Genomic DNA, 14,777 nt, shown 5'->3' on the forward strand with positions numbered 1-14,777 from the left:
CACCCCACACCGAACCCCAGTCCCATCGATGAGTTACGATGAATTCATCGATGACGATTAAGGCTTAACGAGGGGACCGCCATGGGCCGACTGCATGAAAGCGCCACAATTGAATTCAAACGACAGCTCAACGATGCAGCGAAACGAGAGATCGTCGCTTTCGCGAACTCCGAAGGCGGTGACCTGTACATCGGCATCGACGATGACGGCATCCCCGTCGGCGTGGATGACCCCGATGCCGTGATGGGCGGCATCGGCGACATGATCCGCAATGCCATCAGACCGGATCTGACCGCGTACACCTCCATCGAATGCGAATCGATGGAGGATGGCGCCGGCGTTATGCGCAACATCGTCCATGTCACCGTACTGCGCGGCGTCAAGCGCCCCTACTATCTCGCCGGCAAGGGCATGCGCCCAACCGGGGTGTTCATCCGTCACGGAGTTTCCGCCGTACCCGCCAGCGAAGAACGCATTCGACAGATGATTCGAGATGACGACGTCACGGCGTTCGATGCATCCGTAAGCATCGACCAAGACCTGACATTCAACGAGGCAGATGCGATATTCGCCCGTCAACAGGTGCCTTGGGGCAAGCCCCAACAACGGTCATTGGGGCTCATCAATTCAGATGGGCTGTACACCAACGCCGCAGCCCTGATTTCGGACCAATGCCGACATACCATCAAATGCGCCGTATACCAAGGCAATTCGAAAGCGCGGTTCCTTGCACGTCAGGAGTTTCAGGGATGTTTGCTGCAGCAGCTGGACGATGTATGTCGTTATCTGGAACTCAACAATCCGATATGTTCCGATATCGTGGGCCTGTACCGCAATGACACCTATGCCTATCCACCAGCGGCCCTGCGAGAGGCTCTGCTCAATGCCGTGGTACATCGTGATTACGATTATTCGGGCCCCACCTTGGTCAGCATCTATGCCGATCGCATCGATTTCGTATCGCTTGGCGGACTGGTGAAGGGCATCACGCTCACAGATCTCACCAACGGCATCTCCCAACCCCGTAACACAGTGCTGGCAAACACGTTCTACCGGCTGGAACTTATGGAAAGCTACGGCAGCGGCATTCCCAAAATCATGGAAGAGTATGCCGGCAACAGCGAATCGCCCATTATCCGCATCACGCCAAGCGCATTCACCCTAAGTCTTCCTCGATTGGACGGCACAGGAAACGGGGGCAATCCGGTTCACGCCAATCCAACCGATCGGCCCGACACCAGCGATTGGTTCACCGCCAGAAACCCCTTCCCCTCCGGCCCCGCCATTCAGGAGAAGGGTAACGTCCAAATCGCCGTCCTCAACGGATACCCGACCGGAAAGGGAGTGGGCACTCTCGCCCTAGAACCGGCCGCCAGTACCACATCTCACATCGACGGCGTCACCGGCACCGAAGCACCGACCGGCGACATCGCGATGCAAGCGACACACAACGACTGCCCTTCCAGCCCATCGCAGCTCCCGCCGGCATCCCATACCGCAGCGCCTTCAACGCCGCAAACGAATGCATCCAATCCATCCAGCACATTGGAGGAGCTCACCTTGGCGTTGATCCGAAGCACCCCCGAAGGCATCTCCCGGCTGGAAATCCAGCAACGACTTGGAGTCAACAAAAATCGAGCGGCATACGCACTGCGCAAACTCGAGCACGCCGGCCGCATCATGCCCACCGGCAACGCCCGAAACACCCGATATGTCGCGGCGTGACGGACGCCAGGAACGGATGCCAGGAAGGTGATCCGACCATGCCGATTCCGGGCGATCCGACCATGCCCGAACCGCCCGGAATCGACGGGGACCAACGGTCATTCGTGCCGGCGGCGCGCATAGCTTCGGATGCCGCGCGCCGCCGGCACGAATCGGAGAAGACTACGCCACAGGCGCGGACTCGTCGGCCTTGTAGTCGAAGAAGTCGAAGTCGGCAGTGCGTTCGTGCAGGGCGGCGTCGGTGACGGCAAGACCCACCATCGTGCCGGTGAACTCGCCATACTTGCAGTACTCGTCGGAGAACGTGGTGGTGTCGAAGTCCGGGCCGATGCGGGTCCATGACTCGCCGTCGTAACCCCACTCGAACCATGTGCGACGACCTTCGACGTTGAGACGCAGGTACAGCGGTCGATCATCCACGGCGACCCGCGTGTCCAGCATCTCGGTTTTGACGCCGTTCTCAAGTCTGGTCAGCGAGATGGCCGGACCGCCAAGCGTCTCGGACCAATACTTGGCGAGGAAGATGTTGTTCATGTTGTCGTAGTAGATGGTCAGACCGGCATGGTGCTGGTAGACCTCGGGGTCGAACTCCATCTTCGTGGTCACGGTGGCATGCACACTGGTGAGCTTGCGCGCCACGAGGCTCGTGCGGTTGAGCGACGCCAGCGATTCCTGACCGCGCACGTGCAGCCAACCCGGCCGCTCGCTGACGTTCGCGAATGACGTGGGCATGATGCGCGGCGAGTAATACCAATTGCCAAGTTCAGGGCCATCGAAATCGTCGAACGACGGGGTCGCGCGCACCGGGACATCCGGCAGGTCCGGCTCCTCGACCTCAAGTTTGGCGAGGTTCGAGCCGTCGGCCATGCGTAGCCAACCGTCGTCGGTCCATGTCATCTTCTGGATGGCGGTCTCGCGGCCGAGCGTGCAGCGCAGTTCCGGCGCGAACGGCCGGCTGGTCAAGTGCACGAGATAGGTTTCGCCGTTCGGCAGGTCCACATAGGAGCCGTGACCCGACTTCTGCAGGATGGAATCCGGGTTGTAGTACCGGGGCTTCAGATGATCGTCGTCGGCGCGTTCGTTCGATTCGGTCGGCTGGGAGGTGACCAGCGGACCGTTCGGGTCCGGCTCGTACGGGCCCCACACGTTGCGAGAACGGCCCATGGTGACGGCATGGTTGTATCCGGTACCGCCTTCGGCGCACATGAGGTAGTACCAGCCGTTGCGCTTGGTCAGATGAGGAGCCTCGATGCAACCGCGGTCGGTGGCACCACGCCAGATGCGCTTGGGATAGCCGATCACATGCTTGGCCACCGGATCGTACTCAACCATGCAGATCACGCCCGGCTTCTCATAGCCTTCGCGCGTCTCCCATTCGAGTGAGACGATGTATTTGCGACCGTCATCGTCATGCAGAATCGAGGCATCGAAGCCGGAGGAGGTCAGGTAGACCGGCTCGCTCCACGGGCCTTCGATGCTCGGCGCGGTGATGAGGTAGTTGCTCACGTCGAAGTAGCGGGCGTTCATCGAGTTCATCACGCCGTACACCACGTAGAACAGCCTCTCGGACTCGTTGTAGGTCAGGCAAGGAGCCCAGATGCCTTTGGCGCTGGGCAGTTTGGTGAGGTCGGGCGTCTTGTCATCGGTGAGCACATGGGTGAGCAGCTCCCAGTGCTTCATGTCGCGCGAATGGTAGACGGGGATGCCTGGCTTCCATTCGAACGTGGATACGGCGATGTAATAGTCGTCGCCCTTGCGGCAGATGGCCGGATCCGGGTTGAATCCGGGCAGGATGGGGTTGTGCAGCATCGTTGCTTCCTTGTTTGATATGGCGTTTTGGAATGGCACGGATATGGATTTCGACTATTGACGGACGAATTACGACGGATGGCTGATGGATGACCGACGTTCACCCCGGTTCACCGTCGGCAAATCGAAGGACGCCGAAGACCGAACGGCGGCATCCGACGCTTGGGAGTCGGTCCTCGACGGTCCACTGTCGGACGTCGACGCAACAGTGTCGGTTCTCAACACTTGAGTGTCGGATTTCGTACATATGGCGTATGAAATCCGACAGTCAACCGACGATAACCTACAGCCAACCGTCGAATCCCGACACTGAAGCGTCGAAGTCCGACAGTTTTACGCTGAAAACCGACAGTCAACCGGCATAGTCCGACGATTAGAGTTGAAGCGCCGTGAGCAGCGGGAAGACCGCCGTCACAGCGCTTCGTACTTCGGGCCGGCACGTCGTCCGGTACGTCAGCCGGCACGTCGGCCCGACGCTTCAGACAACATGTCAGTCCAGCACGAAGGTGTTGAACGAACGCGGGGCGAGCGTGGCCTTGATGCCGCGGGAAGCGTCGGACGGGTCGGCGAACTCGAACGGCATCTCGGTTTCAAGGGCGTTCTGCGCCACCACGACCACCGTGCCATCCGGGTTGCGGAAGGCGATGGCCATCGAGTTGAAGTGACCGGTGGTGCCCAGCAGCACGGCGCCCGGACGCACGTACTTGGAGAAGTGGCGCATCACGTAGTATTCAGGATTGCGACGCACCTCGTGCGTATCGGCGGTGATGGTGAACAGCGAGTTCTGCCACCAGCCCCAAGTGGAATCCTGATCGTCGAGGATCATGTTCCAGTAGGTGTAGGCGGTGGCGCCGTTGCGGATGTAGTGGTTGATGAGGTGGAACACGTATTCGGCGTATTCCCAAGTGTTCTGGCCGTCGCCGCACTCGGACTCGGACTGGATGAGCTCGATCTCCGGCCACGATTCGTGCGTGCGGGCGATGCAGTTCTGTCCGGCCCACTGGTAGGCGATGCCCTTGATGTAGTGGCGGGCGCGGTCATCGAAGAGGATGTTGTCCACGAAACGGTTGTAATTGTTGAGGGCCATGCCGTAGCCGCCGCCGGTCCACTTCATGTCCTCCGGACCGTTGAGCGTGCCCAGCCAGATGTCGGTGTCGAGCCCGGCCTCATCGAACGCCGGTCCGAGGTAGTCGCGGATGAACTCCTTCAGAGCATCGGAATCCCACAGGGCGCTCGGGAACTTCTGGTCGGCGAAGACCTCGTTCTGCACATGCAGCTGGTTCACGGTGATGCCATGCTCGGCGTAGGCCTGAACATACTTGACCAGATACTTCGCGTACGCCTTGAGGTTCTCCGGCGTGCGAATCAGACGGCCGTAGTTGTAGGCCTTCGGGCGCTTCATCCAGGTCGGCGGGGACCAAGGGCTCGAGAACAGGCGCATATCCGGCTGCCATTCCTGCGCGCGGTGGATGTACGGAATCAGGGTCTCCTCATCGCGTTCGACGGAGAAGTGCTCCATGTCGTAGTCGCCCTCGACCTCGTCGTAGCTGTACCAGTGGTCGGCGAAGTCGTTGGCGCCCACGGGCGCGCGGTTGAACGTGAAGTTCATCTCGTCGGGGCTGAACAGCTCCTTGATGATCTGGTCGCGTTCGGCTTCGGTCACGGTCTGCAACGGCAGCCAGCCGAGCTCGTTGAAGCAGCCACCGAAGCCGCGCAGTTTCTGGTACTCATTACCGTCCAGCTGCAGGTCCGGCGCCGCGGTCGCTCCGGTGGCGGCCAGTTCGGCCGTGCGGTCGATAAGCTTGGCGTCCTGGGTGGTGGCGATCCATGTGGTCATGGTGTGGACTCCTTCGTTGGTTTCACGGAGATGGTGGGGCGGGTTCACGGCTTTGCGTGCGCACCAAAACACCCGCGCGCCAAAACCGTATTCCCACGACTCTTCGTTGAGTTATATCTGTGATGACTGTTCGTTATCGGATATTTATCTAATAACTACTAGATAAAGTATAACGCAGAAAGTTTGCTCACTTAACCAGCGTGTCTTGAGCGGAACGCACTCACGGCATAAATCTATCTACCTACCACTCAGTAATCAGGGAAATATCCCAATCACCCATCAGCGCGTCCGGAGCATACGACATGCGACGGGACCACATGGTGCCGGAAATATTCTTTTCAGCAATACCGGCTGCCATGCAAGTAAGGAATACATTACTTCAGGAGCTTGTTATGACGATGGTAATGAACATGGCAAAATCACTGCCAAAGGTCAAATCACCATTCCCACCGATGCCCGCGAGGCCAAGCGAAGTCGAACTTCGCAACGAAGACGATCTGACGACGCTCATCAAACAAGTACGCACCGAACGCGTCGAACAAGGGTAGCTTCACCGAATTCGTGCGATTCTTCGCATATTGACGTCCCCAGTACCGGCCTGACGAGGACGAACACCCCACCATGTAGGGAATGGCCCACCATGTAGTAAACGGCCCACGGTGTAGGGAGCGGTTTTTGCGTTTTGGCGGAATTCCGCCATTTTGCATCCCTACACCGTGGGTCATTTACTACACCATGGGGATTTCCCTACACGGTGGGACAATCCCTACACCGTGGGACGACGCCGCGGGAGCCACGCCGCATGGCCACGTACCACGCGCGCTCAGCCGACGATGACTATGAGGTTCCAGCGCGGGATGGTGAGCTCGTCGCCCGCCGCGACGGGCAGACCGGGGCGGACGGCCAGCGAAGCGGAGGCGGCCTCGTCGATCAGCCCGTCATGGCCAATGACCTGCGGGGCGACGACCACCGAACCGGCGACCGGGCTGGCGAAGGTGACCGACTCGGCGGAGTAGTTCAGCAGGTAGGTGACCGTCTCCCCCGCCGAGTTCACGCCCTGACGGACCACAACCTTGCCGGCGAGCGCCGCTCCAGCGCCCTCGACCCCGGCATGCTCGACAGCCTCGCGCATCACGGCACGCATCGTATCGGCATCGAGCAGCGTGCCGATCCATTCGGCGCTGCCCTTGCCGAATGCGTGGCGGGTCACGGCAGCATAGGATTCCCATGCGTAATGGCCGTAGCGGGCCAGCACTTCAGTGACGGAATCAGCCGCAATCGCAAGGCCGGCACCGGAATCGGTCACGGCCGCCGCATCAACGCCGGACGACCCCGCCGCACCAGAATCGTCCGAAATCCCGGCCGTTTCGACGTCGCCAGCGCCAGCGCCCACGCCCACACCACCAGCATCGCCCGCGACACTGCCCACAGCACTACCAGCCACATCAGCGCCACCACCCAGCACTCCGACCTTCAGCAGCTCAATCAACGCCTCGGCCTGCGCGTCCGGCGTGCCGGCGAGCGCGGCATCGTCCGCAAACGCCACACCCACGCGGCCCTTCGGGCGGGTGAACTGGTTGTAGGTCATGCCGAACACGTCGGTCAGGCCGTGCGGCGCACGGTCATGCCAGACGGTCACCTCGTCGTCGGTGACGAACGAGCGCATCGTGGAGACCAGATGGCCGCCACCGGCCACGAAGCCGCGCAGGCGTGCGATGGTCTCCTCCGGCGCGCAGTACAGCGCCGGCGTCACAATCATCGCGTACTGCGCAAGCCGTTCGCCGGGCGCGTCCACGGGCAGGAAGTCGCATTCCACGTTGAGTTCGAACAGCGCGTCGTACACGCGGCGCACGATGTCGTTGTAGTTCACGCCGACGCCGTCCGGGAAACCGGTCTCCACGCGCGACCAGTCAAGCGCGGACAGCGCCTCGTTGGACACCATGATGGCCACCTTGTTGCGCTTCCTGAGGTGCACGAGACGCTCGCCGACCTCCGGACGCGCGACCTCGCGGCCGAACACCCCGGCCTCCTCGTAGGTGGGGTTCGGCTCCATGTCGTGCGAGAGCAGGCCCTTCCAGTAGGTCTCGAACGAGTTGTGGATGGAATGCCAATGCCAATATTCGACCATGTCCGCACCGGAGGCCAAGTGCGAGTAGGCCTGCAGGCGCAGCTGACCGGGGAACGGCACCCAACCGTGCTGGCCCTGCGCCTCGGTCTCGAGCACCAGATAGTTGGCGCCGTTCTTGGTGGAGCGGGTCATGTCGCCGCCAAACGCGATTTCCTTGCCGGTCAGGTCGTCCTCGGTGGGATGATAGATGTCCACGCCGGTGATGTCCACGGCGGCCGACGCCTTGAAGTGGTCGACGGCCGGCTGGATGCCGTACGAGTACCCGCGCCATTCGAAATCGAAGTTCTGGGTAACAAACTGGTCCTCGCGGGCGTATTCGCGCACGATACCCGTCTGCCAGGCCAGGAATTCGGCGACCTGCGCGCGACGGAACCGGTCGAATTCGCCACGCAGCGACTGGTTGATGGAGTTGGTGACGTCCGGGAAGTCCTCCCATGCGTCCACGCGGTTGGACCAGTAGTCGAGACCGAAGTGGGCGTTAAGCTGGTCCAGATCATCGTGGAACTTCTCGCGCAGGTATTTGACGAACAGCGCCTGTATTTCCGGGCTCACGGAATCGTAGTACTTGGTCTCGTTGTCCACCTGATAGCCGATGACGGCCGGATGGCTGGCCACATGCTCGATGAGCCGGCGGATCACGCGCTCGCCGTAGAAACGGTAGGCGGGGTTGACGATGTCCATGATCTGACGCGGGCCGTACTTGCCCGGGCCGTTCGGCGTCACGGCGAGCACGTCAGGATGCAGGCGCACGAGCCAGGCGGGCACGGCGTAGGTGGGCGTACCCACGATCACGGCGATGCCATGACGGGCGGCGGCGTCCAGCGCGTGGTCCACATGGTTGAAGTCGAAGACGCCGGGCTGCGGCTCGCATGTGCTCCAGGTCGATTCGGCGATGCGGATCACGTTGATGCCGGCCGACTCCATCATCCGCATATCGGTTTCGATGCGGTCAGCGCCTGCAGGCATGTATTCGTCATAATAGGCCGCGCCGAACAGAATGCGGTCCACGCTGGTCTTGGTCATCAATGGTTCCTTTGCGCTATGGGCTGGTTGGGGAGGCTGGTTGGGGGCTGGTTGGATACGCCTATCGTAGGTCGAATGTCAGGGGCGTTGTCAGGCCTTCGATAAGTCACGCGACGACCTGAAGCGAATACTTCGGAAACGATGAGCCGGACTGGCCTGAATCGGACCGGCCCGGCACATCGTAACTGATAGGGGGAGGAAGAGGAAGGTGTCGCGCGGGCCGCAAGGAGGAGGAAGACGGCCCGCACGACTGTGACGTACGACTGTACGGCTATGGCTGGCGGACGACTGCTGGCAGCCGCCCGGCCGGCGCGTAATCGGCGTGTGTAGGAATCGCTTACTTGACGCCCTTGATCATCATGATGAACACGCAGCCGAGCAGCGCGAACACGATGGAGATCGGGAAGGCGGCGGCGTAGCCGAGGGTCACGGTGATCACGGACATGAGCACCGGGCCGAGCATCTGGCCGAGCGTGGTGGCGAGGTTGAGCACGCCAAGGTCCTTGCCGGCCTCCTCCTTGTTCGGCAGCACGTCCACGTTGAGGGCCTGGTCCACGGAGGAGTAGACGCCGTAGCCGAGGCCGGCGATGCCGGCGTACAGGAACATGCCCATGGTGGTCGGCATGAGCCACGGCATGGCCATACCGATAGCGAACAGCACGGAGGCGGCGATGACGGGCAGCTTGCGACGGCCGATAACGTCGGAAATCGGGCCGGCGACCACGGAACCACCCAGCGAGACGACCATGGTGATCACGGACATGGTGGCCATGGCGGCGCCGGCGGCCGTGTCGTCGAGGCCGATGTACTTCTGGAAGATGAGCAGCTGATAGACGGTGATCATCTGGTAGCTCAGCAGCATGCACAGACGGCCGGCGAACGCCTTGTAGAAGTCGTGGGCGGTGGAGAACTTCGGCGGAATGAAGCTGCGGAGCACATCGGTGGCCTTGCCTTCGTCCTTGGGCAGGAAGTCGGCGGAGGATTCCTTCGGCACGATGAGCACGGCGACGATGCCGCCGAGGAACATGAGCACGCCGGCGAGGATGAAGCCCGGGAACGGCTTCAGGATGAAAGCGGAGCCGATGAGGGTGCCGATCGGGGCGCCGCAGGTCTGGCCGGCGCCGAAGAAGGCAGACATCGTGCCGCGCACGTTCATCGGGATGCGGTCGGAGATCATGGCCACCAGCGGCGCGATCATGGCGTTGAGGCCGAACATGCACAGGCAGTAGATGATGGTGATGGCCACGGCGTTCGACACCATGCCGGTAAGGAACAGGGTTACGCCGCCGAGGACCGCGCCCAGCACGATGAACGGCGTGCGGCGTCCCCACTTGGAGCGGGAGCGATCGGACAGGGTGCCGAACAGCAGGTTGGAGACCAGCGAGGCCACGGCGGTGCAGGCGTTGATCACGCCGGTCAGGCCCTCCACGTCCGGGCCGAAGATGTTCTGCAGGTGCTTGGTGAGCAGCACGGCCGACACGATGGCCAGACCGCTCATCCACAGCAGACCGAAGACCAGGAAGCCAGCGCCGAAGCGGAACAGCGTGGCCTTGTCCATCTGTTTGCCGGTCTCGGGGGACAGCGACGGGTCCTTGCCGGCCGCGGCGATGTTCGCATTGTATGCCGCAAAACGCTCTTCGGCGGAGGCGGTCATTGCATCACTCATCTTTGAACCTTACCTTGTTGATTTGCCTTCCCTGACATACCTAACGTTCGTTAGATAGCTTTGAGAATACTCTCGCCTGCGCCACTCTGTCAAGTCATTATCTAACGGTTATTCGTTATAGAAACCAGCAAAAAATCAACGTTTCTTCGCTTACATACGGCACATCGGCGTGTCGCAATCACGATATCTACGATTTGTTAGACCGGAGTTAGCCGCAGTTCCCTGAATCAGTCTCGGCCAAGGCCCGAGGCCGGCCTCGAATCGACTACGACCCAAATCCGGCCCACACTCGGATCACCGATAGTTGTCCCACATCGGTGAGGGGAAGAGCAGCTCCTCGAACGCCAGCCATTCGTCGTACAGGTCCACCGGCGGATTGCGCATCCAGCGCAGCTGCACGCCGTCCATGGCCTCGATGCACCGGCGCACCAGCGGTTTCATGGAATCCTCCCACGAGCCCATCTGAGGCGGAATGCACCATGGATAGCGGGAGTAATGGTCCCAGACCTCCTGCGGGCGGCCATCGAAATACTCGTGCAACGGATGGTCGGGCCCCATCGCCTCGGCCTCCAGCGCGATGTACAGCGCCACCAGCTCGCGCCGCTGCGCGTTGTAGCGCACCAGATAACGCAGATAGGCGGGGAACAGCAGCCGGTCGGGGTCGCTGCCGGGCAGGCCGGAGGCCATGAAATCGTCCGGCGTACCGAATACGTCGTAGTTATCGGTGATGAGCATCGACAGCAGGCCTTCCTTATTGCCGATGTAATGGAGCAGTCCGGGCTGGCTCATACCCACGGCGTCGGCCACATCCTTCAGGGACGTGCCGTAGTAGCCCTTCTCCCCCACCAGACGCACTGCGGCCTGCGCAATCTCCGCGCGCCGCTCCTCCGGACTCTTACGCACTCGTCTCTGCTTCGTTGCTACCATGAAAACCAGTATATCGAATAACCGCTCGATATACTGGCTTTCATACAGGGTGTTGGATAGGGCGAACAGCTACGCCCGGCAAAACCTCGCCCGGACGGCCCATCCCACGCCCCTGTTCCCCGACCGCGTCGCGGCGGACGGGGAAGTCTGTACTTCGGGTGCCGGCGGCTACAGCCGCACGAGGCCACCGCCGTCCGCGGCCTGCTTGACGGCGGCAAGCACCTCAAGGGTCTTGATGGCGTCCTCCGGCGTGACCAGCGGCGCTTCCTCACCACGGATCACCCGCTCGAAATGCCTGAGCTGCAGGCGGTGCGGCAGTCCTTCGCGCACGCCCTGCACCTCGCAGGTGAACGGCTTGGTCCAGTCGCTCACGCCGCCCGCATGGGAGAACAGATGCAGCCGAGGCAACGACAGCGACGCCTTGGTGCCCATGATGTAGTAGGCGTCCGTGTCATACGGGGCGAAGAACGGGTTCTCGCGTGCGGTGGATTCCCAGTTCCACGGGCTTGCCGCGGAATCGGAGAGGGTGATGGTGCCGAGCGTTCCGGACTCGAACCGCACGGTGGCCACGGCGGAGTCCTCCACCTCGAATCCGCGCGCGGCATTGGCGGACATGCCTTGGATCTCCACCGGCTCTCCGATGAGGTAGCGCATAAGATCCACGTCATGCACCATGTTCACCAGAATCGGGCCGGCGCCTTTGGCCCGGCGCCACGGGATGTCGTAATAGGTGTCCGGCTTGTACAGGTTGTACAGCACGGCGACGGTGACGATTCGTCCCAACGCGCCCGATTCGATGATCTCCTTGGCACGGCGCACCTTGGGGTTGTGCCGGCGGTGCTGACCCACCAACACGGGCACGCCGGAGGCGCGGGCCTCGTCGGCGAAGGCGCGGGCGTCATCCAGATCGTCGCTGATCGGCTTCTCCACAAGCGTCGGGATGCCGTGCGCCACCGTGTCGCGGGCCATCGGCACATGCAGGTTGTTCGGGGATGCGATCACCACGCCGTCGAGCGCGGTGCAGTCGAGCATCTCTCGGTAATCGGCGAACCACGGCACGCCGGCGTCCTTGGCCGTCTGCTCGGCGGCGGGCATCGGATCGGCGATGGCCACGAGCCGGGCGTCCGGATCGTCCTGGATGTAACGGATATGGTCGCGGCCCATGGCGCCTGCGCCGATGACGGCCAGTCGAAGTTGGTCGGTCATGATTGGAGTCTCCTTGATCGTTCTTGGATGTGTGATTGATGGGTGATTTGACGCGTGATTATGCGTGATTGACGTGTTCCGATGATCTCCCCACGGCGCGCGAGCGCACCCGTCTACTTGCGGACCGGCATCATCGTGCCGGCCTTCCGGACCCGGGCGGCGAGCAGCAGTACGATCACCAGTCCGGCGAGCGTGATGCCGGCGGCCGCGTAGAACGCCATGCGGTAGCCGTACGCCTCCGAATGCAGTCCGGTGGCGAGGCGAGGCCCGATCCACGCGCCGAGCGCGTAGCCGAGGAACATGATGCCGTAGTTGACGCCCAGATGCTTGGTGCCGAAGGTCTCGCCGGTCAGCGGCGGGTAGATCACCAGCAGCGCGCCGAACGCGAAGCCGAGCACGATCACGCACGCCACGAAGAACACGGCGTTGTATGCGAAGGACATGGCGATCATGGCGAGCGCAGTGACCACCAGCATGATGGACAGGCACTTGAACGCGCCGAACTTGTCGTACAGCGCGCCGAACGTCAGGCGGCCGAGGAAGTTGGAGATGGTGGAGATGGACACGGCCATCGCGCCGAACGCCGCGGCGGTCATGGTGCCCACCGCGCCGACGTGCTCCTGAGAGATCGAGGAGACGGCGCCCACGAGCATCGTGCCGGAGGAGGCGGCCATCGCGTAGACGGCGAGCAGCACATAGAAACGCGGCGAGGAGAGCATGGCCTTGACGTCGAAACTGCCGTCGTCGTCGGACTTCGTGGCCTCGGCAACCGGCGCGGGCTTATCCACGACGGGCGGATTCCAACCCTTCGGACGGTAGTCGGCCGGCGCCGGCTGCACGAACAGCGCGCCCAACGTGATGGTCACCCAGAAAATCACGCCGAGGATCTTCAGCGCATTGGACACCCCGAACGCGCCGGACAGGGCGTTGGCCACCGGGGCGAGCGTGGCCGGGCCGATCGCGGCGGCGGCCAGCAGGATACCGGAAGCCTTGCCTCGGATGTCCGGGAACCAGCGCTGCGCGGTGGTCAGGGCCGGGTTGTACACGAGGCCATTGCCGATGGCGGCGATCAGGCCGTGGCAGATGTAGAGCATCGGCAGGCTGTCGGCCATGCCGGTGAGAAACCAGCCCAGGCCGAACACGAAACCGCCGACGAGCATCACGGTGCGCGGGCCGAACTTGTCGCAGATGCGCCCGGAGAAGATGCCGGTGACGGCCATGACCGTCTGGAAGATAGAGTAGGACAGGCTCACCTCGGCGGTGCTCCAGCCGTGCTGTTCGGACAGCGGGTTCAGGAACACGCTGAACAGCGCGATCGAGGCCACGAAGAACATGACCACGAATGCCGCGGTCAGGATGCCGTATCGGTTCGGCTCGTGTGTGGTGGTTTTGGTGGAAGTCATGGTTGCTGCTTTCTGCGGTTGTGATGTCGTGGGATTACGACGTCCGGCGTCACGGCATCGCGGAAAATCGCGCGAATCATGGCGAATCGCGACGCCGGTATCGTGGATTCGGTGGCCTTACAGCAGACCGCGCTGCTTGAGGGAGTTGATGGCGAACTGTCGGCGGCCGCCCGGCTTGGGCGTCAGATCGCCCATCATGAGATGGAATCCGCCGTCCACGCTGATTTCGTCACCGTTGACGAAATCGGACCGCGGGCTCGCCAGGAACGCCACGGCATTGGCGATGTCCTGCACCTCGCCGATACGGCGGGAGGCGATGAGCCGTTCGCGCTCCTCGGTCACCTTCGGGTCGGCGTAGAACGAGGCGCTCATCGGCGTCTTCACGAAGCACGGGCACACGCAGTTGGAGCGGATGCCGAACGGCCCCCATTCGGCGGCGATCATCTTGGAGAGCATGCCAAGGCCGGCCTTGGCGCACGAATACGCGCCGGAGAAGGTTTCGGGCGAGTGGGACGCGACCGTGGAGATGTGCACGATGCGGCCGGACTTGTGCTCGAGCATCACCTTGCCGAATGCCTGCGAGAGGATGAACGCGCCGGTCAAGTTCACGTTGATGACGTCCTTCCAGTCGGCGAGCGGCAGGTCCTCGAGCGGGGCGAAGCGCAGGATGCCGACCGTGTTGACGAGCACATCCACTGTGCCGAAATCCTCGACGATCCTGTTCCTGAGGATCTCCACATCGTCCGCATCCGAGACGTCACAGCCGTAGCCGTGCGCGTCCACGCCGTATTCGGCCGCCAGCTGCGCCGCATACGCCGCCGTGTGCTCCTCGCTGATGTCCACCAGCGCCAGTCTGGCTCCGGCGTGCGCGAGTTCGGCTGCGATGGCCGTGCCCATGCCGCCCACCGCGCCGGTCACGACGCATACGTCGCCGGCAATCCCCAGCCAGCCGCCATCCGTTCGTTCATCCGTCATTACGAACCTCCTGTGGTATGTCCGGCGTGCGTCCATGCGCGCCGTTCTCCCGATTTGCCGCGCCATCAGCCGTGATGA

At 62.4% G+C, this 14,777-nt stretch carries 10 protein-coding genes; 2 read left to right on the top strand and 8 right to left on the bottom strand.

The features are described 5' to 3' along the window. Nucleotides 1-81: 81 nt before the first annotated feature. Nucleotides 82-1,725 (top strand): ATP-binding protein, encoded by a 1,644-nt coding sequence (locus BG22_RS03835; RefSeq protein WP_140493404.1) that lies wholly within the window; start codon nt 82-84, stop codon nt 1,723-1,725. A 162-nt stretch (nt 1,726-1,887) separates the two neighbouring features. Here BG22_RS03835 and BG22_RS03840 read toward each other — a convergent pair whose 3' ends face one another. Both BG22_RS03840 and BG22_RS03845 read right to left on the bottom strand, forming a co-directional pair. Next, nucleotides 1,888-3,534 (bottom strand): glycoside hydrolase family 43 protein, encoded by a 1,647-nt coding sequence (locus tag BG22_RS03840; protein ID WP_140493407.1) that lies wholly within the window; start codon nt 3,532-3,534, stop codon nt 1,888-1,890. Between the two features lie 490 nt (nt 3,535-4,024). Next, entirely contained in the window at nt 4,025-5,371 is a 1,347-nt protein-coding gene (locus BG22_RS03845; protein ID WP_140493410.1) for a glycoside hydrolase family 30 beta sandwich domain-containing protein, read from the bottom strand. A 392-nt stretch (nt 5,372-5,763) separates the two neighbouring features. Here BG22_RS03845 and BG22_RS10795 point away from each other — a divergent pair, with 392 nt between their 5' ends. Continuing rightward, nucleotides 5,764-5,919, top strand: coding sequence for a hypothetical protein (locus BG22_RS10795; RefSeq protein ID WP_181163361.1), 156 nt, complete (start codon nt 5,764-5,766; stop codon nt 5,917-5,919). A 275-nt stretch (nt 5,920-6,194) separates the two neighbouring features. Here BG22_RS10795 and BG22_RS03850 read toward each other — a convergent pair whose 3' ends face one another. The 6 genes from BG22_RS03850 to BG22_RS03875 form a co-directional block, all read right to left on the bottom strand. Next, nucleotides 6,195-8,522, bottom strand: a complete 2,328-nt coding sequence (locus tag BG22_RS03850) for an alpha-amylase family protein (RefSeq protein ID WP_140493413.1) — start codon at nt 8,520-8,522, stop codon at nt 6,195-6,197. A 337-nt stretch (nt 8,523-8,859) separates the two neighbouring features. Then, nucleotides 8,860-10,188, bottom strand: coding sequence for an MFS transporter (locus BG22_RS03855; RefSeq protein ID WP_140493416.1), 1,329 nt, complete (start codon nt 10,186-10,188; stop codon nt 8,860-8,862). Nucleotides 10,189-10,482: 294 nt separating this feature from the next. Then, nucleotides 10,483-11,115 (bottom strand): TetR/AcrR family transcriptional regulator, encoded by a 633-nt coding sequence (locus BG22_RS03860; protein ID WP_140493419.1) that lies wholly within the window; start codon nt 11,113-11,115, stop codon nt 10,483-10,485. A gap of 168 nt (nt 11,116-11,283) precedes the next feature. Beyond that, nucleotides 11,284-12,321 (bottom strand): Gfo/Idh/MocA family protein, encoded by a 1,038-nt coding sequence (locus tag BG22_RS03865; protein ID WP_140493422.1) that lies wholly within the window; start codon nt 12,319-12,321, stop codon nt 11,284-11,286. Between the two features lie 113 nt (nt 12,322-12,434). Continuing rightward, nucleotides 12,435-13,724, bottom strand: a complete 1,290-nt coding sequence (locus BG22_RS03870) for an OFA family MFS transporter (RefSeq protein WP_140493425.1) — start codon at nt 13,722-13,724, stop codon at nt 12,435-12,437. A gap of 117 nt (nt 13,725-13,841) precedes the next feature. Beyond that, nucleotides 13,842-14,699, bottom strand: coding sequence for an SDR family NAD(P)-dependent oxidoreductase (locus BG22_RS03875; protein WP_140493428.1), 858 nt, complete (start codon nt 14,697-14,699; stop codon nt 13,842-13,844). Between the last annotated feature and the right edge of the window lie 78 nt (nt 14,700-14,777).

Origin of the sequence: Bifidobacterium sp. UTBIF-78 (assembly GCF_006408945.1) — a bacterium.
Lineage (GTDB): Bacteria > Actinomycetota > Actinomycetes > Actinomycetales > Bifidobacteriaceae > Bifidobacterium > Bifidobacterium myosotis.

Bases quoted from the DNA above. Each gene is read 5' to 3' on its own strand.
- BG22_RS03850 (WP_140493413.1), bottom strand. From the start codon at position 8,522: ATGACCAAGACCAGCGTGGACCGCATTCTGTTCGGCGCGGCCTATTAT.
- BG22_RS03865 (WP_140493422.1), bottom strand. From the start codon at position 12,321: ATGACCGACCAACTTCGACTGGCCGTCATCGGCGCAGGCGCCATGGGC.
- BG22_RS03875 (WP_140493428.1), bottom strand. From the start codon at position 14,699: ATGACGGATGAACGAACGGATGGCGGCTGGCTGGGGATTGCCGGCGAC.
- BG22_RS03840 (WP_140493407.1), bottom strand. From the start codon at position 3,534: ATGCTGCACAACCCCATCCTGCCCGGATTCAACCCGGATCCGGCCATC.
- BG22_RS03855 (WP_140493416.1), bottom strand. From the start codon at position 10,188: ATGAGTGATGCAATGACCGCCTCCGCCGAAGAGCGTTTTGCGGCATAC.
- BG22_RS03845 (WP_140493410.1), bottom strand. From the start codon at position 5,371: ATGACCACATGGATCGCCACCACCCAGGACGCCAAGCTTATCGACCGC.
- BG22_RS10795 (WP_181163361.1), top strand. From the start codon at position 5,764: ATGACGATGGTAATGAACATGGCAAAATCACTGCCAAAGGTCAAATCA.
- BG22_RS03835 (WP_140493404.1), top strand. From the start codon at position 82: ATGGGCCGACTGCATGAAAGCGCCACAATTGAATTCAAACGACAGCTC.
- BG22_RS03860 (WP_140493419.1), bottom strand. From the start codon at position 11,115: ATGGTAGCAACGAAGCAGAGACGAGTGCGTAAGAGTCCGGAGGAGCGG.
- BG22_RS03870 (WP_140493425.1), bottom strand. From the start codon at position 13,724: ATGACTTCCACCAAAACCACCACACACGAGCCGAACCGATACGGCATC.